This window comes from Catenulispora sp. EB89, from assembly GCF_041261445.1.
Lineage (GTDB): Bacteria > Actinomycetota > Actinomycetes > Streptomycetales > Catenulisporaceae > Catenulispora.
Window position 1 is genome coordinate 171,798 of record NZ_JBGCCU010000022.1, and the last position, 23,275, is coordinate 195,072.

A 23,275-nucleotide genomic window follows, 5' to 3' on the forward strand; every position below is an offset into this window, starting at 1 on the left:
TCCGAGGACCTATCGCAGCCGGAGCGCCAGGAACAGGTCGACCTGGGTCTCCAGATCGGCCAGGCTCCGGCCGGTCAGCTCCTCGATCCGGGCGATGCGGTATCGCAGGGTGTTGACGTGGACGTGCATCTGCTCGGCGCAGCGGGTCCACGAGGTCGAGCACGCCAGGAAGGTCTCCAGCGTGGCCTCCAGGTCCGAGCGGTGCAGCGCGTCGTAGGTGCGCAGCGGTCCGAGCAGCCGGTCGCAGTACGCCGCGCGCACGTCCTCGGGCAGCCCCGACAGCAGCAGCACGTGCGAGGCCAGCTCCTCGTGCCCGATGACGCTCACCTGGTCGTTGCGGGCCCGGCCGATGCGCAGGGCGTGGCGGGCCTCGTCGACGGTGGCGCGCAGGCTCTCCGCGCGGCGGCTGCCGACGCCGATCGCCAGGCGTTCGCGGCCGAGGCCCGCGGCCATGCTGGTGAGGAGGTCGCGGATGCGGTCGGTGACGTCCGGCGGCGGGTTCGGGACCAGGGCCACGGCGTGGTCGTCGAACTCGGCGATCGGGAAGTCCGGGTCCGAGGCGCCGCGGTGTTCGGCGGCGCGCCGTTGTTCCGGCAGCTGCGCGGCCTCGGCGGGGGCTGCCTGTTCGCCGTTCCGGGGCGTGCGCTGGGTGACCTCCTCCAGCAACGCCCGCAGTATCGCCGCCGACTGGCCGCCCGGCCCGGCCAGCGCCATCGCCTGCACCTCGGTGTCCGGGCCGACCCCGACCAGGTCGGCGCGCGCGGCTATGTCGGCGACGCCGCCGTCCTCGGCGACCAGGTGCACCAGCTCGGCGCCGAGCTGCCGCAGCGGTTCGCGGCGGGCGGCCAGCCGTTCGCGCTCGATCGCCAGCACCGCCGCCGCCTTCGAGGCCAGGGCCTGGCGCCGGGGGTCCCAGCGCTTGTGGTCGCCGTCGAAGACCAGGTACCAGTCGGTCAGCGGGGAGCCGGAGCTGATGGCGAACACCGAGCGGCGGCGGATCCGGGCCGGGAGCTGGCCGGCGCGCAGCACTTCGCGCACCGTCGCCTCGGCTTCGGCCGGCGGCATCGGTTCGTGCGAGGCGGCGACCGGCCGGGCCGCCGGGGTGAGGACCCAGCAGGGCATGCCGACGTCCTGGGCCAGCAGCTCCAGGATCGGGGCCAGCGCGGTGCCGGCGGCCGAGGCCGAAGCCAGGCGGCCGTGGCGTTCCAGGACCGAGCCGATGTCGGCGGCGCGCTCGGCGGACAGCTGGCGGGCCAGGTGCTCGGTGAGCGTGGCGAAGGCCAGCTCGGTCGGGACGCGGAACAGCGGGGTGCGGTGCGTGCGGCAGGCCTGGATCAGGTCGCGCGGGATCGGCGCGCCGGAGGCGTCGCCGGCCGCGATGGCCGCGGCCCCGGCCTCGGCCACGGCGCGCGCGAAGCGCTCGGAGTCCCGGGGCTCGCGCCGCCAGATCAGGCCGGTCAGCACCAGCTCGCCGCCGTTGAGATAGCGGCCGGGGTCCAGCAGGTCGGTGGTGGCGACCCAGCTGATCTCGCGCTCCAGCAGCACGTCCGGGCCGGTCAGCAGCTCCAGGCCGGGCATCGGGGTGTCCAGGAGTTCGCGCAGTCGCATGGTCACTCCCTTCTGCGGCCGGCGTCGGGGCGGTCGTGATCGAAAAGAGGCTACCTCCGCTCCGCGCAGCCTAGGAACGGCCTGCGTGCGGCGTCTTTGGAGGATCCTCCGAAACCCCGGTTACAGACGCACCGTCGCTTCATGGTTTCGGCCCGTGGCCGCGCCCCCGGCCGCGGCGGTTCACTCACCATCGTGCCGCCCGGCACCCACGAAGCCCGGAAAGGAGGCGCCGATGCCCGGTGATGCCCGCCGCGAGGCGGTGACCGCGCTGAACGCCTGGTCCGCGGACGAGGCGCGGCGCGCGCTGAGCGCCTGCTGCGCCAGCCGACGGTGGACGGACGCCATGGTCGACGGACGGCCCTACGGCGGCTGGACGGAGCTGGCGGCGGCCGCGAGCGCGGGGATCAAGGCGCTCCGGTGGTCGGACGTGCTGGAGGCGCTGGACGCGCATCCGCGGATCGGGGACAAGGCGGCGGGGCAGTCGCGGGAGGCGGCGTGGTCGCGGGCCGAGCAGTCCGCGGCGGCGTCGGGGGACGCGGCGGTGCTGGGCGCGGTGGCGCGGGCGAACGTGGAGTACGAGCGCCGGTTCGGGCACGTGTTCCTGATCTGCGCCTCGGGGCGCCCGGCGGAGCAGATCCTGGCCGAGGCCCGGCGGCGGCTCGGGAACGAGACGGCGGCCGAGCAGCAGGAGGTGCGGGGCGAGCTGGCCGCGATCGTGCTGCTTCGGCTCGAACGGCTCGCGGCGAGTACGGGTGCGGGTGCTGGCTCTGCGGGGGCAGCCAGCAACGCGACCGCCGGTGCGACTTCGGCCACCGAGGCCGCAGCCGGTGAGTCCGCCGGCTCTGCTTCGGCTGGAGCCGCCCGATGAGCTTGTCGACTCATGTCTTGGACGCGATGCACGGTCGTCCGGCCCCGGGGGTGCCGGTCCGTCTCGACGTCGCCCGCCCCGACGGCTGGCTGCCGGTGGCCCGCGAGCGCACCGACGCCGACGGCCGCATCCGCTTCGGCGCCGAGCTCCTCGGCGGCCCGCACCGCCTGGTCTTCGACACCGCCGCCTACTTCCAGGCCGCCGGCGTCGCCGAGTTCTTCTACCCGGAGGTCGCGATCGCCTTCGTGGTGACCGACCCGGACGCGCACCACCACGTCCCGCTGCTGCTCAGCCCGTTCGCCTACTCGACTTATCGAGGGAGTTAGCCGATGTCGATCGTCCTGGGGGACAACCGTTACGGCAAAGCCGAGAACCGGGTCGTCCGGATCACCAAGGAGGGTCCGGTCCACCAGATCAAGGACCTCACCGTCTCCGTGGCCCTGTCCGGCGACCTGGCTGCGACCCACCTGACCGGGGACAACTCCGGCGTCCTGCCGACCGACACCATGAAGAACACCTGCTTCGCCTTCGCGCAGCGGCACGGCGCGGTCGAGATCGAGGACTACGCGCTGCTGCTGGCGCGGCACTTCGTCGACTCCCAGCCGAGCATCGCGCATGCCCGCGTCGAGGTCGACGAGCACGCCTGGGAGCGCATCGGAGACGGTCCGCACTCGTTCCTGCGCAGCGGCGGCGGTACTCGTACCTGCACCGTGCACTACGACGGCACCGACGTCTGGGTGGTCTCCGGCCTGAAGGACCTCACCGTCCTGAACTCCACCGACTCCGAGTTCTGGGGCTACGTCAAGGACGAGTACACGACCCTGGCCGAGGCCCACGACCGCATCCTGGCCACGCAGATCAACGCACAGTGGCGCCACTCCGGCGTATCCGGCGACTGGGGCAAGTCCTACGAGCGTGCCAGGAACGCGCTGCTGGAGGCGTTTGTGGCAACCCACAGCCGCTCGCTCCAGCAGACCCTGTTCGAGATGGGCACCCGGGTGCTGGAGCAGGCCCCGGAGCTGTGCGAGGTCCGGCTGAAGCTGCCGAACAAGCACCACTTCCTGTACGACACCGCCCCGTTCGGCCTGGACAACGCCAACGAGACGTTCATCGCCGCGGACCGGCCCTACGGCCTGATCGAGGGCGACGTGCACCGCGACGACGCCCCCGACGCCGGCCCGGCCTGGACCTGAGAGCAACCGGAGCCTACCTGTGGACTTCCTACGTCCCGCGACCTGGGCCGAGGCGCTGGCCGCCCGGGCCGAGCGGCCCGACGCGGTCCCCATCGCCGGCGGCACCGACGTCATGGTCGAGCTGAACTTCGACCGGCACCGCCCCGGCGCCCTGATCGACCTGAACCGGATCCCGGCGCTGCACCGGTGGAGCCGGGACGCCGACGGCACCATCCGGCTCGGCGCGAGCGTCCCCTACGCCCGCATCATCGACGAGCTGCGCGCCGACCTGCCGGGCCTGGCCATGGCCTCGCGCACCGTCGGCTCCCCGCAGATCCGCAACCGCGGCGGCGTCGGCGGCAACCTCGGCGCGGCCTCCCCGGCCGGCGACACGCACCCGGTGCTGGTCGCCACCGAGGCGGTGATCGAGGTGGAGTCCGCCGCGCGCGGCGTGCGCACGATCCCGGCGACCGAGTTCTACCTCGGCGTCAAGCGCAACGCCATGGAGAAGGACGAGCTGATCAAGGCGGTGCTGCTGGCGCCGAAGAAGGGCCCGCAGCAGTTCTCGAAGATCGGCACCCGCAACGCGATGGTCATCGCCGTGTGCTCCTTCGCCGTCGCGCTGGACGTCGGCGCGCGCAAGGTCGGCGCCGGTATCGGCTCGGCCGCCCCGACCCCGCGCCGGGCGTTCGAGGCCGAGCTGTACGTGGCCGACGAGCTGCCCTGGGACGGCCGCGGCGACCTCGACCCGCGGGTCGCGAAGCGGTTCGGCGAGCTGGTGTCCGCCGCCGCCGCGCCGATCGACGACGTCCGCGGCACCGCCGCCTACCGCCGGCACGCGCTGTCGGTGATGGCCCGACGCACCCTGACCTGGGCCTGGCGCGAGCATCAGAGCAGCGAGGAACTGATATGAGAGTGACCTTCACAGTCAACGGGCGCCGGGCCGAGGCCGACGACGTCTGGGAGGGCGAGAGCCTGCTGTACGTGCTGCGCGAGCGGGTCGGACTGCCGGGCTCGAAGAACGCCTGCGAGCAGGGCGAATGCGGGTCCTGCACGGTCTATCTGGACGACGTCCCGGTCTGCTCGTGCCTGGTGGCCGCCGGGCAGGTGCAGGACCGGGAGATACGCACCGTCGAAGGACTCGCCGACGGCGAGCAGCTGGACCCGATCCAGTCCTGCTTCATCAAGGCCGGCGCGGTCCAGTGCGGCTTCTGCACCCCGGGCCTGCTGGTCCAGGCGCACGCGCTGATCGAGCGCAATCCGAGCCCGTCGGACCCGGAGATCCGGGAGGCGCTGGCCGGGAACCTGTGCCGCTGCACGGGCTACGAAAAGATCCTGGACGCCGTCCGAGAGGCGGCTGCTGTGAAGGCCGGTGCGGCATGAGCACGATCATCATCCAGAACGCTGCGATCGCCACGGTCGACGCCGCGAACACCGAGTACGAGTCCGGACACGTCGTCATCGAGGACGGCCGGATCACGGCCGTGGGTTCGGGGCCGGCGCCTGGTGTGGAAGGCGCCCGGGTCGTCGACGGCGCCGGCTGCCTGGCCACCCCCGGCCTGGTCAACACCCACCACCACCTCTACCAGTGGATCACCCGCGGGCTGGCTCAGGACGAGGCGCTGTTCGGCTGGCTGGTCGAGCTCTACCCGATCTGGGCCCGGCTGACCGAGGACACGCTCGGCGCCGCCGCGCGCGGCGGCCTGGCCTGGCTGGCCAAGACCGGCTGCACCACCTCGGCCGACCACCACTACGTCTTCCCGCGCCACGGCGGCGACCTGCTCGGCGCGGAGATCGAGGCAGCCCGGCAGATCGGGCTGCGCTTCCAGCCGACGCGCGGGTCGATGGACCGCGGCCACAGCGACGGCGGGCTGCCGCCGGACTCCGTGGTGGAGCGGCTGGACGACATCCTGGCCGCGAGTCAGGACGCGATCACGCGGTACCACGATCCGTCGTTCGACTCGATGCTGCGCATCGGGCTCTCGCCGTGCTCGCCGTTCTCGGTCAGCTCCGACCTGATGGTGCAGTCCGCGTCGCTGGCCCGCGAACACGGGGTCCGGCTGCACACGCACCTGGCCGAGACCCTGGACGAGGAGCAGTTCTGCCTGGCCACGCACGGCTGCACGCCGGCCGAATACGCCGACAAGCTCGGCTGGCTCGGCCCGGACGTGTGGCTGGCGCACTGCGTGCACCTGTCGGACTCGGCGATCCGCCGCTTCGCCGACACCGGGACCGGCACGGCGCACTGCGCGTCGTCCAACGCGCGCCTGGGCTCCGGCCACGCGCGGATCAAGGACCTGCTGGCGGCTGGCGCGCCGGTGGGCCTCGGCGTGGACGGCGCCGCGTCGCAGGAGTCGGGGATGCTGGTCGAGGAGCTGCGGCAGGCGATGTACGTCTCGCGGCTGCGCGCGCTGTCCTCCGACCCGGCCGACGCCCTGAACGCCCGCGCCTCGCTGCGCCTGGGGACCATCGGCGGCGCGCAGGTGCTCGGGCGCGCGGCCGAGATCGGCTCGCTGGAGGTCGGCAAGCTCGGCGACGTCGCGCTGTGGGACCTGAACGGCCTCGGCCACGCCGGCATCGACGACCCGGTCGCGGCGCTGGTCTTCGGTCCGCCGGCGCCGCTGCGGCTGCTCGCGGTCGGCGGGAGGCCGGTCGTCGAGGACGGGACGTTGCTCACCGCCGACGAGGCCGCACTGGCCCGCGAGTGCCGCACCGCCGCCCGCTCGCTGATGGAGGCGTCCTGATGGCTACCCGTGCTCCGGATCGTGCACCCCGTGATCTGAACCAGTCCACGACCACCGGCGGCGTCGGCGACAGCCCGACCCGCCCCGACGGCCCCTTGAAGGTCAAGGGCGAGTTCGCCTACTCCTCCGACCTGTTCATGGACGACATGGTCTGGGGCATGACCCTGCGCAGCCCGCATCCCAGGGCCCTGATCCGCTCCATCGACTTCGCCGCCGCTTTGGCGCTGCCCGGCGTCGACGCCATCCTCACCCACGAGGACGTCCCCGGTTACAAGCTCTACGGCTTGGACGTCCGCGACCAGCCGGTCCTGGCCATCGGCGAGGTCCGGCACCAGGGCGAGCCGGTGGCGCTGGTCGCCGCGGACCACCCGGAGACGGCGCGGCGGGCCCTGAAGCTGATCCAGGTCGACTACGAGGTGCTCGAACCGGTGGTCGACGCGCGGCGCGCCCTCTTCGACCCGGAGTCGCCCCGCGTCCACCCGGACGGCAACCTCGTGCGGCACCAGCCGGTCCGGGTCGGTGCCGACGTCGACGACCCGGCGGTGCGCGCGCGGTGCGCCGTCGTCGTCTCCGCCGAATACGAGGTCGGCATTCAGGACCAGGCGTTCCTGGGGCCCGAATCGGGGCTCGCGGTTCCGGCCGAGGACGGCGGCGTCGACCTCTATGTGGCCACCCAGTGGATGCACAACGACCTTCTGCAGGTCGCCCCGTGCCTGGGCCTGCCGGAGGCGAAGGTCCGGATGACGCTGTCCGGCGTCGGCGGCGCGTTCGGCGGACGCGAGGACCTGTCGATGCAGATCCACGCCGCGATGCTGGCGCTGCGGGTCGGCAAACCGGTGAAGATGGTCTACAACCGCGAGGAGTCCTTCTTCGGGCACGTGCACCGGCATCCGGCGTGGATGAGGTACACCTACGGCGCCACCGCCGAGGGCAAGCTGGTGTTCGCCGACGTGGAGATCGTGCTGGACGGCGGCGGTTACACCTCGGCCACTTTGAACGTCGTCGGCAACGCCGCCTCGCTCGGCGTCGGGCCGTACGTCATCCCGAACATCCGGATCGATTCCTACGGGGCGTACACCAACAACCCGCCGTGCGGCGCGATGCGCGGCTTCGGCGCGGTCCAGGCGTGCTTCGCGTACGAGTCGATGATGGACAAGCTGGCCGCCGAACTCGGCCTGGACCCGGTCACGATCCGCCAGCGCAACGCCGTGACCCAGGGCGACAAGCTCGCCACCGGCCAGGTCGTGGAGGCCCCGGCACCGGTCGCCGAGATGCTGGAGACGCTCAAGGCGCTGCCGATGCCGGCCCCGGCCGACACCTCGGATCTGCGCAACCTGCCCGGCTCGACCGCCAACACCACGCACGGCGAAGGCGTGGTGCGCGGCGTCGGCTACGGCCTCGGCGTCAAGAACATCTGCTTCTCCGAGGACTTCGACGACTACTCCACGGCGCGCGTGCGGCTGGAACTGCTCGGCGACACCGTCGGGGCCCTGGTGCACACCGCCGCCGCCGAGGTCGGGCAGGGCCTGGTCACGCTGGAGGCGCAGATCGCGCGCACCGAGCTGGGCGTGGAGCAGGTGGCCATCCACCCGGCCGACTCCTCGGTCGGCAACGCCGGTTCTTCGTCGGCGTCGCGGCAGTCGTACATGACCGGCGGCGCGGTGAAGACCGCGTGCGAGGCGGTGCGTGCCGTGGTGTTCGAGCGGCTGGTGAAGGACCACGGCCGGGACTATGACGACCTGTCCCTGGTCGGCGGGAAGATCGTGTCGGTGTCCGAGGGCGTGGTCGCCACCCTGGAGCAGGTGCTGGCGTCCGGTCCGATCGAGGAGACCCGCGAGTACCACCACCACCCGACGCAGCGCATGGACCCGTTCACCGGCCAGGGGAACTCGCACACGCAGCTGGCCTTCGCCGTGCACCGCGCGGTCGTCGACGTGGACGTGGAACTCGGGCTGATCAAGGTCGTGGCGCTGGACCTGGTCCAGGACGTCGGCAAGATCATGAACCGGCTCTCGCTGGAAGGGCAGCTGCACGGCGGCTCCGCCCAGGGCCTCGGCCTGGCGGTGATGGAGGAGATCCAGGTCCGCGACGGCATCGTCCGCAACCCCTCCTTCACCGACTACCTGATCCCCACGATCCTCGACATGCCGCCGATGAAGATGGAGATCCTGGAGAACGCCGACCCCCGCGCCCCCTACGGCCTGCGCGGCGCCGGCGAGCCCCCGACGCTGTCCTCGACCCCGGCGATCGCGGCGGCCATCCGCGACGCCACCGGTCTGGACCTGCGGCGCGTGCCGATCCGACCGGAGGACCTGACCAATGCATGACATCTCAGAGGACCTGCACGCCTGGCACACCGCCGGCAAGCCCTACGCGGTCGCCTCGGTGGTCGCGGTGAAGGGCAGCGCCCCGTGCGAACTCGGCGCCGCGCTCGCGGTGGACGCCGAGGGCACGGTGGTGGGGAGCGTGTCCGGCGGCTGCGTCGAGGGGGCGGTGTACGAGCTCTGCGTCGAGTCGCTGCAGCACGGACGGCCGGTGTTGGAGACTTTCGGGTACAGCGATGATGATGCCTTCGCGGTGGGGCTGACCTGCGGCGGGGAGCTGGAGGTCTTCATCCAGCCGGTGTTCCCGGACGCCGAGTCGGCTGAGCCCGCCGCGCTCGCGACCGACGCTCCGGCGCGCGACGCCGAGCAAGTTCCGGAAGCGAGCCCCGACCGGCCCGAGTCGGCCATCGGCGCGGCGCTGTCTGGGATGCGTGGCTCGGAGGCGAGCCCCGATCGGTCCGAGTCGGCCATCAGGGCGGCGCTGTCTGGGATGCGTGGCTCGGAGGCGAGCCCCGATCGGCCCGAGTCGGCCATCGGCGCGGCACTGTCGGGGTTGCCTGGCTCGGAGGCGAGCCCCGATCGGCCCGAGTCGGCCATCAGGGCAGCGCTGTCGGCCGTCATCGCCGGCGAATCGATCGCGTTGGCGCGCGTTGTCGCGGGACCGTCGGAGCTGGTCGGCCGTTCGATGGCGGTGCGGCCGCAGGCCCCGGAGATCCTGTGGGGCCCGCCCGGCGCGTCGATCGCCGTCGACGGCGATCCTTGGGCCGCGACCGGTGCCATCAGCCCTGACCTCGATCGGATCGTGGCTCGGCACGCCCGGGCGATGGTCGAGTCCGGCGCCACCGGCACCATCGCCGTCGGGACCGAGGGGGAGGGCCAGGACTGCGGCGAGGCGGTGACCGTCTTCATCGAGTCCTTCGTCACCGCGCCCCGGATGCTCATCTTCGGCGCCATCGACTTCGCCGCCGCGCTGGTCCGTGTCGGCAAGTACCTCGGCTACCACGTCACCGTCTGCGACGCCCGACCGGTCTTCGCCACCCGCCGCCGCTTCCCCGAGGCCGACGACGTCGTGGTCGCGTGGCCGCACCGGTACCTGGAGACTACGCGCGTCGACGCCCGGACCGTCGTCGCGGTCCTCACCCACGACGCCAAGTTCGACGTCCCGCTGCTGGTCAAGGCCCTGCGGCTGCCGGTCGCCTACGTCGGCGCCATGGGCTCGCGCCGCACCTGCGCGCAGCGTGCCGACCGGCTGCGCGAAGCCGGCCTGGCCGACGCCGAGATCGCGAACCTGCACGCCCCGATCGGCCTCGACCTCGGCGCGCGCACCTCGGAGGAGACCGCGCTGTCGATCGCCGCCGAGATCGTCGCGGCGCGGCACGGCGGCACCGGACGCAGCCTGGTCGACGTCAGTACCGCCATCCACCACACCCCGGCCGTTTCCCCTGTCGAGAGCGGAGTTCCGGCATGACCCTGATGTTCCTCAACGGCGGCGCCATGCGCGGCGGCCCCCTGCACCACCTCCTGCGGGACGCCCCGCTGGTCGGCGTCGTCCGCACCGCGCCGAAGTACCGCTTCTACTCCGTCGGCGACGCCTTCCCGGCGATCGAGGCCGTCGAGTCCGGCGGCGTGAGCGTCGTCGGCGAGCTCTACGACGTGCCCTGGGACGTCCTGGAACGCTCCCTGCTCCCGTCCGAGCCCGAAGAGCTCGAACTCGGCGTCATCGAGCTCGAAGACGGCGGCGGCACCCTGTCGATGGTCCGGCGCCGCGCCTACACCGAACCCCACACCTACCGCGACATCTCGCACCACGCCGACTGGCGTGCGTACAAGGCCAGCCTGGAGGCAGCCCAGTGACGCTCCGCTTCGACATCAACCTCTCGATCCTGTTCACCGAACTGCCGCTGCTGGAACGCCCCGCCGCCGCGCGCGCCGCCGGGTTCACCGCCGCGGAGTTCTGGTGGCCGTTCGGGACCGAGGCGGTGCCCTCCGACAAGGACGTGGACGCGTTCCTGGCCGCCCTGGACGACGCCGGGGTAAGCCTGGTCGGCCTGAACTTCCTCGACGACCTCTCGGTGGGCTCGCGCGGCCTGGTCTCCGTGCCCGAACACGCCGGCCGGTTCCGCGACAGCATCGATGTGGCCGTCGCGATCGCCGAGCGCACCGGCTGCCGGAACCTGAACGCCTTGTACGGCAACAGGATCGAGGGCCGTGTCGAGCTCCAGCAGGAACTCGCGCTGGAGAACCTGGCGGCGGCGAGCGCGGCGGCGTCCCGGATCGGCGCGACCGTGCTGATCGAGGCGCTGAACGCGATCGAGTCCCCGGCGTACCCGCTCACCTCCACCGCGGCGGGGCTCGCCGAGATCGACCGGGTCTCGGCCGCGACCGGCGCGACCAACCTGGCCTTCCTGTGCGACCTCTACCACCTGGCGCGCATGGAGGAAGACCTGTTCGCGACGATCGCCGCCCACGCCGACCGCTTCGGGCACGTGCAGATCGCCGACATCCCCGCGCGCGGCGAACCCGACAGCGGTGCCCTGGACTTCTCCGCCTTGTTCAAGGCCCTGACCGAGGCCGGCTACACCGCCGAGTCCGGCCGGGGCTGGGTCGGGCTGGAGTACAAGCCGTCCACCGGCATCACCACTGACAGCTTCGAATGGATGGAATCGCTTATATGAGCACGAAGATAGGCTTCATCGGGCTGGGGATCATGGGATCCCCGATGGCCGCGAACCTGGTCAAGGCCGGGTTCGAGGTCACCGGCTACGACCTGAACGCCCCCAACGTCGCCAAGCTCGCCGCCGCCGGCGGGACCGGCGCGGGCTCGATCGCCTCGGCGATCGACGGCGCCGAGGTGGTGATCACCATGCTGCCGGCGCACCCGCAGGTCGCCGCGGCGGTCCTCGGCGAGGGCGGCGTGTTCGAGACCATCAAGCCCGGCACGCTGTTCATCGACTTCTCGACCATCCGCCCGGAGACCTCCATCGAGGTCGCGAAGGCCGGTGCGGCGCTGGGAGTGCGCGTGCTGGACGCCCCGGTGTCCGGCGGCGAGAAGGGCGCGATCGACGCCGTGCTGTCCATCATGGTCGGCGGCGAGCCCGAGGTGTTCCAGGCCGCGCGTCCGGTGTTCGACGCGGTCGGCAAGGTCGCGGCGCTGTGCGGGCCGGCCGGGTCCGGGCAGGTCGTGAAGGCCGCGAACCAGCTGGTCGTCGGCGGCACGTACGCGCTGGTCGCCGAGGCGATCGTGCTGATGGAGGCCTCCGGCGTGGACGCCGCCGCCGGCCTGGACATGCTCGCCGGCGGCCTGGCCGGCTCCCGGATCCTGGAGCTCAAGCGGGCCTCGATGCTGGCCCGCGACTTCAAGCCCGGATTCCGCATCGACCTGCACCACAAGGACATGGGCATCGCCCTGGACGCGGCCCGGCAGGCCGAGGTGGCGCTGCCGCTGACCAACCTGGTCGCCGCGCTGATCCAGGCCGCGCGCTCGCAGGGCCTGGGCGACCGGGACCACTCCGCGCTGCTGGCCGTGGCCGAGAACCTGTCGGGCCGCTCCGGCGGTGCCGCACGAAAGGCGAACTGAAGCTCATGAAGATGCCCGTGATGAACGCGGTGGTGCAGGTCCTGAAGTCCGAGGGCGTCGACGCCGCCTTCGGCTGCCCCGGCGCCGCGATCCTGCCGCTGTACAAGGCGATGGAGGAGGAGGGTGGCATCGACCACCTGATCGTGCGCCACGAGGAGGGCGCCACGCACATGGCCGACGGCTGGGCCCGGACCAACGGCCGGGTCGGGGTGGCCATCGGCACCTCCGGTCCGGCCGGGACCAACATGATCACCGGCCTGTACACGGCGATGGCCGACTCGATCCCGATGATCGTCATCACCGGCCAGGCCGTCTCGACGGCGCTGGACAAGGAGGCGTTCCAGGCCGTCGACATCGTCGGCTGCGCGACGCCGGTGACGAAGTGGGCGGTGCAGATCAAGGAGGCGGCGACCGCGCCGTGGATCTTCCGCGAGGCGTTCCGCGTCGCGCGCTCGGGGCGTCCCGGGCCGGTGCTCATCGACATCCCGCTGGACGTCGCCAAGCAGTTCATCGAGTACGACGCGGCGCTGGACTCGCCGCTGCCGGTGCCGGTCGTCGAGCCGCACGCCCCGCGCGTGGAGAAGGCGCTGGACATGCTGCTGGCCGCCGAGCGTCCGCTGATCCTGGCCGGCGGCGGCGTGATCATCGCCGACGCGGCCGCGGAGCTGCGCGAGCTGGTGGCGTACCTGGGGATCCCGGTGCAGGTGACGCTGATGGGCAAGGGGGCCGTGGACGAGGACGACCCGCTGTACGCCGGGATGACCGGCGTGCAGACCTCGCAGCGGTACGGGAACGCCTCGTTCCTGGAGTCAGACCTCGTGCTCGCCGTCGGGGCGCGGTTCGGGGACCGGCACACCGGGACGCTGGACGTGTACCGGGGCGAGCGGAAGTTCATCCACGTCGACATCGAGGCGACGCAGCTGGGGCGGGTGTTCGAGCCGGACCTGGGGATCGTGTCGGACGCGCGGCTGTTCCTGCGGGCGCTGCTGGCGGCGGCGAAGGCGCGCGGCGTTGCCGACCGTGGGCCTGCCGGCTGGGCGTCTCGCGTGTCTTCGCTCAAGACCGCGCTGACCCGGCGCGAGGACTTCGACTCCGTGCCGATCAAGGCGCCCCGGGTCTACAAGGAGATCAACGAGATCTTCGACCCCTCGACCTACTTCGTGACCGCGATCGGGCTCTACCAGATCTGGGGCGGCCAGCATCAGAAGGCATACCAGCCGCGCCGCTACCAGGTCTGCGGCCAGGCCGGTCCGCTGGGCTGGGAGATCCCGGCGGCGATCGGCGTGAAGACCGCGCTGCGGCACACCGAGCCGGACACCGAGGTCGTCGGCATCGTCGGCGACTACGGCTTCCACTTCCTGGTGGAGGAGCTGGCGGTCGGCGCGCAGTACGACATCCCGTTCGTGCTGATCATGCTGAACAACGAGTACCTGGGCCTGATCCGCCAGGCGTCGATCGGCTACGAGATGAACTACCAGGTCGACATCCACTACGACGACTACGGCACCGACAACGTCAAGATCATGGAGGCCTACGGATGCTCGGGACGCCGCGTGTTCGCCCCTGACGAGATCCGCCCCACCCTGGAGTGGGCCCGCAAGCAGGCGGCGGCGACCAGCCGGCCGGTGCTGGTGGAGATCATGATCGAGCGCGAGGCGAACACCCCGCACGGCCCCGCGATCGACGCGGTGCGCGAGTTCGAGCCGCTGCCCGAGCAGCAGCCGGCATGACGGTGCCCGAGCCGGTGCCGGCGAGCGCGGCGCGAGCTGCTGCGGGCCCAGCGCCGACGGCCGGCACCATTGACGGGACCATTGAATCGTCGGCGAGCAGGACGGTGTCCAGCGCGGGGCACGTCCTGCTGGCGACGGACAAGTTCAAGGGCTCCCTGACCGCCGCCGAGGCCACCGCGCACCTGGCGGCGGGCCTGCGGCGCGCCGTGCCGGGCCTGGGCATCCGCACCATCCCGGTCGCCGACGGCGGCGAGGGCACGGTCGACGCGGCGGTCGAGGCGGGCTTCGCCAGGGTCCTGACCCGCGCGACCGGCCCGACCGGCGTACCGATCGAGGCCGGCTTCGCAGTCCGCGGCGACACCGCGGTGATCGAAGTCGCCGAGGCCTCCGGACTCCGGCGGCTCCCGCGCGGCGAGGCGGCGCCACTGTCGGCGACGTCGTACGGCACGGGCCGGCTGATCCGCGCCGCACTGGACGCCGGCTGCACGCGGATCATCCTCGGACTCGGCGGCAGCGCCTGCACCGACGGGGGAGCGGGCCTGGTCCAGGCACTCGGCGCACGGCTCCTCGACGCCGCAGGACACGAGCTCCCACGAGGCGGCGCCGCACTGGCACGGCTGGCGCGCATCGACCTGGCGGAGCTGGCGGAGATCAAGGAGCTGATTGTCGCCAGCGATGTCGACAACCCGCTGCTCGGCCCGAACGGCGCAGCCGCGATCTACGGACCGCAGAAGGGCGCGACGGCCGAGGATGTCGCGCTGCTCGACGCGGCGCTGGCGAACTGGTCGCGCGTGGTTCAGGACACGATTCAGGACACCGTGTCGGGTCGGGGCTTCGGCCCCGGCCCGGCCGTCCCCGCGACGGTCAATGCAGTCCATGGTGGGTCGGCAACTACTCATGGTGACTTTGCCGAGGCTCCGGGTGCGGGCGCAGCTGGCGGGATCGGGTTTGCAGCGCTGGCTCTTCTCGGCGCGCGACTGGAGCCGGGCATTGACATCGTGCTCGACCTGGCTGATTTCGCGGCCAAGGCCCAAGGCGCCCGCCTCGTCATCACCGGCGAGGGCTCCCTCGACCCCCAGTCCTTGCGCGGCAAGGCTCCGGCCGGCGTCGCGCGAGCTGCGGCCCGAGCCGGTGTTCCCGTCGTCGCGGTCGCCGGTGTCTGCACCTTGACTCCCGCCGAGCTCGAGACCGCCGGCATCCGTGCCGCCTACACGCTCAGCGGCATCGAGCCCGATCTCGACCGGTGCGTCCTCGATGCCGGCCCGCTCCTCGAACAGCTCGCGGCCGACATCGCCGTGGCCACCTTCAGTGGAGCCGCCTCATGACCGATCCCTTCGACCTCGTCCTCCGCTCCACCCGCGCCGCGCTGCCCGACGGTGTCCGGGCCGCCGCGGTCGGCGTTCGCGCGGGACGCATCGCGGCCGTCGGCGACTACCGCGCCGCCTTCAGCGCGCGGGTCGATCTCGACCTCGCCGACACCGCGCTGCTGCCGGGGCTTGTGGACACCCACATCCACGTCAACGAGCCCGGTCGCACGCGCTGGGAGGGCTTCGCCTCCGCGACGCGTGCGGCGGCGGCCGGGGGCGTCACCACGGTCATCGACATGCCGCTCAACTCCATCCCGCCGACCGTCGACGTCTCGGCGCTCGCCGTCAAACGCAAAGCGGCGTACGGCAAGTGCTTCGTCGATGTCGGATTCTGGGGCGGTGCGATTCCCGGAAACACCGCTTCGCTGCGTCCGCTGCATAAAAAGGGGGTCTTCGGGTTCAAATGCTTCCTCGCCGATTCCGGCGTTGAGGAGTTCCCCGCGCTGACCGTCGCGGAAATGCGTGAGGCATTGCGCGAGATCGCCCGGTTCGACGGGCTTCTCATCGTCCATGCCGAAAACGCCGAACGCCTCGCCGCCGCGCCTTCCAGTACCCGCTATCGCGATTTCCTCGACTCGCGTCCGGCCGCCGCCGAGGACAGCGCCATCGCCGCCGTCATCGACGCCGCCCGCGAATACCGCGCACGCGTCCACATCCTGCACCTCGCCGCCGCCGAAGCGTTGCCGCGCCTGGCCGCCGCGCGGGCCGAGGGCGTGCGCATCACCGCCGAGACCTGCCCGCACTACCTCACCTTCAGCGCCGACGAGATCGGCGACGGCGCCACGCAGTTCAAGTGCTGCCCGCCGATCCGCGGCGCCGCCGACCGGGAGGCGTTGTGGGCGGCGCTGGCCGAGGGCCTGATCGACATCGTCGTCTCCGACCACTCGCCCTCGACACCCGACCTCAAGCAGCTTGACTCCGGCGACTTCGCCGCGGCCTGGGGCGGCATCTCCTCGCTCCAGCTCGGCCTGTCGGCGGTGTGGACCGGTGCCCGGGCCCGCGGCTACGGCCTGGCCGAGGTCACGACCTGGATGGCGACGCGCCCCGCCGAGCTGGCCGGACTCCCCGCCAAGGGCCGCATCGCCGAGGGCTGCGACGCGGACCTGGTGGCGTTCGACCCCGACGCCGCCTTCACCGTCGATCCGGCGAACCTGCACCACAAGAACCCGATCACGCCCTATGCCGGCCGCGAGCTGCGCGGCGTCGTAAGAGCCACCTACCTGCGCGGCGAGCCGGTGACCGCCGTCCCGCGCGGACGATTCCTCACGCCCTCGGAGGCCCGATGAGCGACACCCCGCCTTTCACCGGCCTGACCGACCTCGCGGCCCGCGACGTCGGCGGCGCCGTGGTCTGGGCCAACGACGAGTTCTTCGGCGAGAAGGAAGCCCTGATCCGCCCCGAACCGCCGACGTTCAGCCCCCATACCTTCGGCCACAAAGGCCAGATCGTCGACGGCTGGGAGACCCGCCGCCGACGCCCCGGCGGACCCGGGGTCGACGGCACCGAGCACGACTCCACGATCGTGCGCCTCGGCCTGCCCGGCGTGATCCGCGGCGTCACCGTCGACACAGCGTTCTTCATCGGCAACTACCCGCCCTATGCCACCGTCGAAGCGGCCAGCGTCCCCGGCTTCCCGACCCCGGCGCAGCTGCTGGCCGCCGAGTGGACCGAGATCGTCCCGACCAGCGCGCTGTCCGGGGACTCAGAGCACCACTTCGCAGTGGAGAGCACGCGCCGCTTCACGCACGTCCGCCTCGCCATGATCCCCGACGGCGGCATAGCCCGCTTCCGCGTCTACGGCGAAGCCGTCCCGGACCCGCGGTTCCTCGACGCAGGAGGCGTGGACCTCGCGGCGCTGACCAACGGCGCGCGCATCGTGGCCGCGTCGAACATGTTCTTCTCCGCCCCCGAGAACCTCATCAAACCGGCTGAGTCGCGCGTCATGGGCGAGGGCTGGGAGACGGCGCGCCGCCGCGACGACGCCGGAGACTGGATCGAAGTCCGCCTGGCCGCGCAAGGCGTCCCGGCCGTCATCGAGATCGACACCGCCAACTACAAGGGCAACGCCCCGGACCACATCGTCCTGCTCGGCGCGGACCAGCCCGGCCACGACGCCGGCTCGGACTGGTTCGAGGTGATCGGCCAGACCCGCATGCTGCCGGACTACAGGCACCGCTTCCGCCTGGAAACCGCACGTCCCGTGACCCATCTGCGCCTGGAGGTACGCCCCGACGGGGGAGTGGCACGCCTGCGCGTCTTCGGCAGCCTCACCGACGCCGGCCTCGCCGCGGTCCGTGCCCGATGGACGGACCACGCATAGCAAAAATCCCACCCGGAATGGCATTCCCTCGCCGTAGGAATTCGACGGCGAGGGTATCGCCATGCCCTTTTTCGGTTTCGCAGTAATCTGCATTGTGGGAAGGTACGAATTCTGCGTCACTATAGAAAAATTCGATGAGCGTCATTGACCGGGTATCAGGCGGCGGACTAGCTTCGCATCCAATAGGTGAACAGCCCGCGAAAACTCGCCCGGAACGGATGTCGGCTCGCGCCCCCCGTTTCCTGACTCAGCGCGCACGGCTCAGCGAAAACCCCTCACGCCAAGGGAGCCCCTCCATGAGCACATCCGAAAGCGGCACGCGCGATACTGCCAAACCCCCGGTCCCAGACGTCCATCCGGTCGACGAGGTCCTGCCGGCGCCCCGGCTGACCGTCCTCGGCCTGCAGCACCTGTTCATCATGTACGCCGGCGCCATCGCCGTCCCCTTCGTCGTCGGCGGCGCGCTCAAGCTCTCCGCCGCCACCATCGCCCTGCTCGTCAACGCCGACCTGCTGGTCGCCGGCATCGCCACGCTGATCCAGGCGGTCGGCGTCGGCAAGCTGTTCGGCGTGCGGCTGCCGGTGGTGGCCGGGGCGACGTTCACCGTCATCCCGCCGATGATCACCATCGCCGCGAAGTTCGGCGGGGAGAAGGGCCTGCCCTACGTCTACGGCGCCATGCTCTGCTCCGGCGTCTTCGGCCTGCTGATAGCCAAACCCTTCGCCAAGGTGATCCGCTTCTTCCCACCGCTGGTCGCGGGGATCGTCATCACCGTCATCGGGCTGTCGCTGATCGGGCCGGCCGCCGCGATGATCGCCGGGCACGACACCGAGGACCCGCACTACGGCCAGGTCTCGCACATCATGGTCGCCTTCGCGGTGGTCTTCGGCATCCTGCTGCTGGCCCGTACGCTGCGCGGCTTCCTCGGCCAGATCGCCCCGCTGCTGGCCATCGTCGCCGGCAGCCTGCTGGCGCTGTTCACGCACAGCTGGTCCGGCGGCACCCGCACGCATTCCTGGGACCTGTCCGGCGTCGGGCACGCCGACTGGCTGGGCCTGGCCGCCCCGTTCCACTTCGGCGCGCCGCGCTTCGACGCCGCCGCCGTGATCTCGATGTGCATCGTCATGCTGGTCACCTACACCGAGTCCACCGCCGACATGATCGCGGTCGCCGAGATGACCGGCAAGGAGCTCACCGGCGGCGACATCACCCGCGGCCTGGCCGCCGACGGCCTGTCGGCGCTGCTCGGCGGCTCGATGAACTCCTTCCCCGACACGCTGTTCGCCGAGAACGTCGGCCTGGTGCAGATGACCGGCGTGCGCTCGCGCTGGGTCACCGCGGTGACCGGCGGCATGCTCGTGGTCATGGGCGTGGTGCCGAAGGTCGGGGCGTTCGTGGCGGCGGTGCCGGAGTTCGTGGTCGGCGGCGCGGCGCTGGTGATGTTCGCGACGGTCACCGCCGTGGGCATCCAGACGCTGAAGAAGGCCGAGTTCCACGGCAACCACAACCTGCTCGTCGTGGCGACCTCGCTGGGCCTGGCGCTGCTGCCGGCCTACGCCTCCGACCGCTTCGGGAACTCGATCTTCTTCGAGAAGTTCCCGGACTGGGCGCAGATCGTGTTCGGCAGCCCGATCACCATCGCGGTGGTGGCGGCCTTCACGCTGAACCTGGTGTTCAACCACCTCGGCGGCGGGGTCACGGTGCCCGGGGCGACGGTACCCGGGGTCGCGGTACCCGGCGTCACGGTGCCCGGGCACACCGCCTCCGGCGCCGCCCTCACGGCGCGGCCAGCGGCGGGATCCGACGCAGCGCCAGCGCTAGCACTCCAGCGATCCCCAGCAGCGAGCCCGCTACCGTGACCACGCCCGGCCAGCCGTCGGCCGACCAGGCCCGGCCGCCCAGGCTGCCGAACACGGACGAGCCGACGTAGTACGAGAACAGATAGAACGCCGCGGCCTGGCTGGGGCTGGCACCGGACGCGTGCGACCGCGCCGTCACCCAGCCGCTGGCCAGGCCGTGCACGGCGAAGAACCCGACGGTCAGCGCGCCGATCCCGACGACGACGACCGGCAGCGAGCCGGTCAGCGTCAGCAGCACGCCCGCGAACGCGACGGCGCAGGCGATCGGCGCGATCGCCCGCCGCCCCAGGCGGTCGGCCAGCCGGCCGGAGACCGTGGAGCTGACCGTCCCGAGTGAATACGTCAGGAATATGAGACTCACCAGCCCGACGCCCAGATGGAACGGCGCGGCGGTGAGCCGGAAACCGACCGCGTTGAACACCGCGACCAGCGCCCCGACCGCGCAGGCGCCGAGCGCGTAGAGCGCGAGCAGCGCCGGGTCCGCCAGGGCTCGGCGCTGCATGGCGAGCACGGTCCGACCGCGCAGGCGGGTCGCGACGAAGTGCCGGGACGGCGGCAGCGTGACGGCGACGACGATCGCGCAGGCCGTGGAGACACCGGCGGCGGCCACCAGAGCCCACCGCCACCCGGCGACTTCGGCGATCGGCGCCGTCACCAGGCGCGCCGCCATACCGCCGATCGCGGTGCCGCCGATGTAGAGCCCGGCGGCGCGCGCCTGCGCGGAGGGGTGCATCTCCTCGCGCAGGTAGGCGGTGGCTACGGCGGGCAGGCCGGCGAGGGCCACGCCGGCCAGGAGCCGCAGCGCGATCAGCGAGTCCCACGTGGGTGCGAGCGCGCAGGCCAGGGCCAGCACGGACGAGGCGGCCATGGAGAAGCGGATCAGGACGGTGCGGCCCAGGGCTTCGGACAGCGGGCCGAACACCAGCAGCGCGAGGGCCAGGCCGACGGTGGTCGCCGAGACCGTGAGCGTGCTCTCGGTGGGGGAGACGTGGAAGGCGTGCGCGAGGTCGGGGAGCAGGGCCTGGGTGTCGTAGAGGAGGACGAAGGTCGCGATGCCGGCGGCGAACAGGGCGGTGAGGACGCGGCGGAACTCCGGGGTGCCGGGGAGGTGGCCCTGGTGCTCGGGTCGCGCGGTGATGGGGTCGGCGACTGTGCTCACTCGACGATCGTGACTCGATCTTTGCCATGCGTCCAATAGCAGAAGTGGGCCACCTCGATGCGCATCACGTATCGACCGTCGTATCGTGGGCCTTGTGCTGCTGCGTGATCTGAGCTGGCTCGTGGCCTTGGCCGACCATCGCCACATGACCGACACCGCCGCGATCCTGGGCGTCAGCCAGCCGACGCTGTCTCGCGCGCTGGCGCGGGTCGAGGCCGAGCTGGGGACGCGGCTGTTCGAACGGGCGCCGGACGGCGTCGCGCCGAATCCGAACGGCGATCTCGTCGTGGCCGCGGCGCGGGAGCTGCTGGCTCGGTACGAGCAGCTGACCACGGAGCTGTCGGCGCGCCTGGATCCGGACGGGGGAGTGGTGCGGCTGGCGTTCCTGGACTCGATGGCGACGTCGCTGGTGCCGCAGCTGCTGCGGGCGTTTCACGGGCACGCGCCCGGCGTTCGAGTCTTGCTGAGCCAGGAGCCCGGCCACCACATCCAGGCGGATCTGCGCACCGGGGCCGCTGAGCTGGCGGTGACGTTTCCGCGGCCGGAGGGCGACTTCGGCTGGCTGCCTCTTCAGCGCGAGCGGCTGGTCCTGGCCGTGCCGCCAACGCATCGCCTGCGCGAACGCAAGCGGGTGGCGCTGAGCGAGATCGCTGAGGAGGAGCTGGTGATCACGCCGGTCGGGTTCGGCTTCCGGACGCTGGTGGATGCGCTGCTGGCCGAGGCTGGCGTGGTGCCCCGGATCTCGTTCGAGAGCGCGGATCTGGCGACGATCGAAGGGCTGGTGGCTGCGGGACTCGGGGTCGCGGTCGTGCCGGAGCAGTTCGCTGGTCTTAGCGGCACCGTCGGCATCGCGTTGACCGCGTCGGCCGCTCGCCGGACGATCGGGCTGACGTGGCGTACCGACCACACGCTCGCGCCGGCGGCGGCGCGGTTTCTGGCGTTCATCGAGAGTCAGTGGCCTGAGCCTTGATGGTGGTGGCGGTGGTGGTGGCGGTGGCCGTGGCCATGGCCGTGGGGTCGCTCGCGAGGGTGTTATTTCTCGGTTATGCCGAATGTGGCGGCGTGTCGCCGTACGCGTCTTTGATGTGGCCTCCATGATGGAGCCCACATCAAGGAAGTAAGGGAACTGATCATTCGGATTCTCATCGTGGGCGCGGGTATCGGTGGCTTGGCGGCGGCGCTGAGCCTGCACGACGCAGGTTTGAGCGATGTGCGCGTTGCGGAGGCGGCACCGGCGCTGCGGTCGTTCGGCGGGGGTGTCAGCCTGCTGCCGCATGCGGTGCGCGAGCTGACCGAGCTTGGTCTGGCCGAGGCGGTCGCCGGGTGCGGGGTGGCGACGGAGGAGCTGGCGTACTACGACCTGTCCGGCGGGACGCGGGTCTGGTCCGAGCCGCGTGGGCTGGCGGCCGGGTACCGGTGGCCGCAGTACGCCGTGCGTCGCGGGGAGTTGCAGATGGCGCTCTACAACGCGGTGCTCGCGCGGATGGGGACGGATGTGGTGCGTACCGGCGCGCGTCTCACCGGGTACGTGCAGATCCCCGGCGGCGCTGTGGAGGCGTTGTTCGCGGATGCCTACGGCGGGACCCACTCGGAATGGGCCGATCTGCTGGTCGGGGCGGACGGGGTGCACTCGGTGGCTCGCGCGCAGATGAACCCCGCAGAGGCTGCGCCGGTCGGGAACGGCACGATGACGTGGCGTGGCACGACGCTGGCCGAGCCGTTCTCGACCGGCCGCTCGATGATCGTGGCCGGCGACGGCACCCGGAGGTTCGTCCGCTACCCCTTGTCCGCGCCGGATCGGCGGACCGGCAAGGTGCTGACCGGCTGGGTCGCCGAGGCGCCGCTCGCGGAACGCCCGGAGCTTCCGCTGTCGGCGAGGGGCGACTGGACCCGTGAGGCGGACCGGGCCGAACTGCTGGGGCACTTCGCCTCCGACCGGCTCGACATCAGAGGCCTGATCGAGGACGCGATCGCGGTCTACGTGTGCCCGCCGACGGACCGCGATCCGCTGCCCGGCTGGACACAGGGCCGGGTCACGCTCCTGGGCGACGCGGCGCACCCGATGCACCCGATCGGCTCGCACGGCACGTCGCAGGCGATCCTGGACGCTCGGATCCTGGCCCACGCACTGGGAACCGTGTACTCGATCGACGGCGCCCTCGCGCAGTACGAGGCGATGCGCAGGCCGCCGACCGCGGCGCTCCAGGCGTCACAACGCGAGGCGGGCCCGGAGCCCGGCACGCGCATCGCGGACGATCGCGATCCGCAGGCGTTGAACGAGCGCGGCTCGTACAGCGTTCCGGGATCGGTGGCCAGCTGAGGAGGCGGGCGCAGTTCGGTTGGGCGGCGCGGGTTGCTGCTGCCGGCGGTGGTGGCGCCGGCGGTGACGCTGGCGGTGTCAGTGGCGCGTGCTATATCTACGTATAAGAGGCGATAATGCCCTAACAAAATGGGCGCCCCTGCTTGATGTGTGGGTGCGGTTTGTTGGTGGGTTTTAAGAGCTTTTTACGGCTTCGCCTAAGGTTTGGTGACCTCGCTGGGTGGCGC

Annotated in this window: 20 protein-coding genes; 18 read left to right on the plus strand and 2 right to left on the minus strand. The window is 71.9% G+C overall.

Annotation, left to right across the window (positions count from 1 at the left end; translation table 11 throughout):
* Positions 1 to 9 precede the first annotated feature (9 nt).
* On the minus strand, positions 10 to 1,608 hold the full coding sequence (locus tag ABH920_RS36420) for a PucR family transcriptional regulator ligand-binding domain-containing protein (RefSeq protein WP_370353813.1): 1,599 nt from the start codon (positions 1,606 to 1,608) through the stop codon (positions 10 to 12).
* A gap of 232 nt (positions 1,609 to 1,840) precedes the next feature.
* Here ABH920_RS36420 and uraD point away from each other — a divergent pair, with 232 nt between their 5' ends.
* The 16 genes from uraD (at position 1,841) to ABH920_RS36500 (ending at position 19,569) form a co-directional block, all read left to right on the plus strand.
* Positions 1,841 to 2,476 (plus strand): 2-oxo-4-hydroxy-4-carboxy-5-ureidoimidazoline decarboxylase, encoded by a 636-nt coding sequence (gene uraD, locus ABH920_RS36425; RefSeq protein WP_370353814.1) that lies wholly within the window; start codon positions 1,841 to 1,843, stop codon positions 2,474 to 2,476.
* Complete coding sequence (gene uraH / locus ABH920_RS36430; RefSeq protein WP_370353815.1) at positions 2,473 to 2,802, plus strand: hydroxyisourate hydrolase; 330 nt, start codon at positions 2,473 to 2,475, stop codon at positions 2,800 to 2,802. Before uraD ends, uraH begins: the two co-directional genes overlap by 4 nt.
* A 3-nt stretch (positions 2,803 to 2,805) precedes the next feature.
* The gene (gene pucL / locus ABH920_RS36435) at positions 2,806 to 3,669 is read left to right on the plus strand and encodes a factor-independent urate hydroxylase (protein ID WP_370353816.1); all 864 of its coding nucleotides are present in this window, start codon (positions 2,806 to 2,808) and stop codon (positions 3,667 to 3,669) included.
* Positions 3,670 to 3,688: 19 nt separating this feature from the next.
* Positions 3,689 to 4,561 carry a xanthine dehydrogenase family protein subunit M gene (locus ABH920_RS36440; RefSeq protein ID WP_370353817.1) on the plus strand — a complete coding sequence of 291 codons (873 nt, stop codon included), beginning with the start codon at positions 3,689 to 3,691 and terminating at the stop codon, positions 4,559 to 4,561.
* Positions 4,558 to 5,031, plus strand: coding sequence for a (2Fe-2S)-binding protein (locus ABH920_RS36445; protein ID WP_370353819.1), 474 nt, complete (start codon positions 4,558 to 4,560; stop codon positions 5,029 to 5,031). The genes ABH920_RS36440 and ABH920_RS36445 overlap by 4 nt, the downstream gene beginning before the upstream one ends.
* Complete coding sequence (locus tag ABH920_RS36450; protein WP_370353821.1) at positions 5,028 to 6,392, plus strand: 8-oxoguanine deaminase; 1,365 nt, start codon at positions 5,028 to 5,030, stop codon at positions 6,390 to 6,392. The genes ABH920_RS36445 and ABH920_RS36450 overlap by 4 nt, the downstream gene beginning before the upstream one ends.
* Complete coding sequence (pucD, locus tag ABH920_RS36455; protein WP_370353822.1) at positions 6,392 to 8,719, plus strand: xanthine dehydrogenase subunit D; 2,328 nt, start codon at positions 6,392 to 6,394, stop codon at positions 8,717 to 8,719. The genes ABH920_RS36450 and pucD overlap by 1 nt, the downstream gene beginning before the upstream one ends.
* Entirely contained in the window at positions 8,712 to 10,184 is a 1,473-nt protein-coding gene (locus ABH920_RS36460; protein ID WP_370353823.1) for an XdhC family protein, read from the plus strand. The genes pucD and ABH920_RS36460 overlap by 8 nt, the downstream gene beginning before the upstream one ends.
* Positions 10,181 to 10,570, plus strand: a complete 390-nt coding sequence (locus tag ABH920_RS36465) for a gamma-glutamylcyclotransferase (protein WP_370353824.1) — start codon at positions 10,181 to 10,183, stop codon at positions 10,568 to 10,570. Before ABH920_RS36460 ends, ABH920_RS36465 begins: the two co-directional genes overlap by 4 nt.
* Complete coding sequence (locus ABH920_RS36470) at positions 10,567 to 11,391, plus strand: hydroxypyruvate isomerase family protein (RefSeq protein ID WP_370353825.1); 825 nt, start codon at positions 10,567 to 10,569, stop codon at positions 11,389 to 11,391. Before ABH920_RS36465 ends, ABH920_RS36470 begins: the two co-directional genes overlap by 4 nt.
* Positions 11,388 to 12,293 carry a 2-hydroxy-3-oxopropionate reductase gene (locus ABH920_RS36475; protein ID WP_370353826.1) on the plus strand — a complete coding sequence of 302 codons (906 nt, stop codon included), beginning with the start codon at positions 11,388 to 11,390 and terminating at the stop codon, positions 12,291 to 12,293. The genes ABH920_RS36470 and ABH920_RS36475 overlap by 4 nt, the downstream gene beginning before the upstream one ends.
* Before the next feature lie 11 nt (positions 12,294 to 12,304).
* Positions 12,305 to 14,023 carry a glyoxylate carboligase gene (gene gcl / locus ABH920_RS36480; protein ID WP_370353842.1) on the plus strand — a complete coding sequence of 573 codons (1,719 nt, stop codon included), beginning with the start codon at positions 12,305 to 12,307 and terminating at the stop codon, positions 14,021 to 14,023.
* Positions 14,020 to 15,348, plus strand: a complete 1,329-nt coding sequence (locus tag ABH920_RS36485; protein WP_370353827.1) for a glycerate kinase — start codon at positions 14,020 to 14,022, stop codon at positions 15,346 to 15,348. Before gcl ends, ABH920_RS36485 begins: the two co-directional genes overlap by 4 nt.
* A complete protein-coding gene (gene allB, locus ABH920_RS36490; RefSeq protein WP_370353828.1) occupies positions 15,345 to 16,676 on the plus strand; it encodes an allantoinase AllB in 1,332 nt (443 codons plus the stop codon). The genes ABH920_RS36485 and allB overlap by 4 nt, the downstream gene beginning before the upstream one ends.
* Complete coding sequence (gene alc, locus ABH920_RS36495) at positions 16,673 to 17,710, plus strand: allantoicase (RefSeq protein ID WP_370353829.1); 1,038 nt, start codon at positions 16,673 to 16,675, stop codon at positions 17,708 to 17,710. Before allB ends, alc begins: the two co-directional genes overlap by 4 nt.
* 296 nt (positions 17,711 to 18,006) lie before the next feature.
* Positions 18,007 to 19,569, plus strand: coding sequence for a nucleobase:cation symporter-2 family protein (locus tag ABH920_RS36500; protein ID WP_370353830.1), 1,563 nt, complete (start codon positions 18,007 to 18,009; stop codon positions 19,567 to 19,569).
* Here ABH920_RS36500 and ABH920_RS36505 read toward each other — a convergent pair.
* Positions 19,487 to 20,728 (minus strand): MFS transporter, encoded by a 1,242-nt coding sequence (locus tag ABH920_RS36505; protein WP_370353831.1) that lies wholly within the window; start codon positions 20,726 to 20,728, stop codon positions 19,487 to 19,489. The two genes, ABH920_RS36500 and ABH920_RS36505, sit on opposite strands and share 83 nt — an antisense overlap.
* A 94-nt stretch (positions 20,729 to 20,822) precedes the next feature.
* Here ABH920_RS36505 and ABH920_RS36510 point away from each other — a divergent pair, with 94 nt between their 5' ends.
* Entirely contained in the window at positions 20,823 to 21,698 is an 876-nt protein-coding gene (locus ABH920_RS36510; RefSeq protein WP_370353833.1) for a LysR family transcriptional regulator, read from the plus strand.
* Between the two features lie 177 nt (positions 21,699 to 21,875).
* Complete coding sequence (locus tag ABH920_RS36515; RefSeq protein ID WP_370353834.1) at positions 21,876 to 23,048, plus strand: FAD-dependent monooxygenase; 1,173 nt, start codon at positions 21,876 to 21,878, stop codon at positions 23,046 to 23,048.
* Positions 23,049 to 23,275: the final 227 nt, after the last annotated feature.

Excerpts from the sequence above, each read along its gene's own strand:
- uraD (WP_370353814.1), top strand. The coding sequence starts at position 1,841 with ATGCCCGGTGATGCCCGCCGCGAGGCGGTGACCGCGCTGAACGCCTGG.
- ABH920_RS36500 (WP_370353830.1), top strand. The coding sequence starts at position 18,007 with ATGAGCACATCCGAAAGCGGCACGCGCGATACTGCCAAACCCCCGGTC.
- ABH920_RS36485 (WP_370353827.1), top strand. The coding sequence starts at position 14,020 with ATGACGGTGCCCGAGCCGGTGCCGGCGAGCGCGGCGCGAGCTGCTGCG.
- ABH920_RS36450 (WP_370353821.1), top strand. The coding sequence starts at position 5,028 with ATGAGCACGATCATCATCCAGAACGCTGCGATCGCCACGGTCGACGCC.
- alc (WP_370353829.1), top strand. The coding sequence starts at position 16,673 with ATGAGCGACACCCCGCCTTTCACCGGCCTGACCGACCTCGCGGCCCGC.
- ABH920_RS36465 (WP_370353824.1), top strand. The coding sequence starts at position 10,181 with ATGACCCTGATGTTCCTCAACGGCGGCGCCATGCGCGGCGGCCCCCTG.
- uraH (WP_370353815.1), top strand. The coding sequence starts at position 2,473 with ATGAGCTTGTCGACTCATGTCTTGGACGCGATGCACGGTCGTCCGGCC.
- pucD (WP_370353822.1), top strand. The coding sequence starts at position 6,392 with ATGGCTACCCGTGCTCCGGATCGTGCACCCCGTGATCTGAACCAGTCC.
- ABH920_RS36460 (WP_370353823.1), top strand. The coding sequence starts at position 8,712 with ATGCATGACATCTCAGAGGACCTGCACGCCTGGCACACCGCCGGCAAG.
- ABH920_RS36420 (WP_370353813.1), bottom strand. The coding sequence starts at position 1,608 with ATGCGACTGCGCGAACTCCTGGACACCCCGATGCCCGGCCTGGAGCTG.
- allB (WP_370353828.1), top strand. The coding sequence starts at position 15,345 with ATGACCGATCCCTTCGACCTCGTCCTCCGCTCCACCCGCGCCGCGCTG.
- ABH920_RS36445 (WP_370353819.1), top strand. The coding sequence starts at position 4,558 with ATGAGAGTGACCTTCACAGTCAACGGGCGCCGGGCCGAGGCCGACGAC.
- pucL (WP_370353816.1), top strand. The coding sequence starts at position 2,806 with ATGTCGATCGTCCTGGGGGACAACCGTTACGGCAAAGCCGAGAACCGG.
- gcl (WP_370353842.1), top strand. The coding sequence starts at position 12,305 with ATGCCCGTGATGAACGCGGTGGTGCAGGTCCTGAAGTCCGAGGGCGTC.
- ABH920_RS36475 (WP_370353826.1), top strand. The coding sequence starts at position 11,388 with ATGAGCACGAAGATAGGCTTCATCGGGCTGGGGATCATGGGATCCCCG.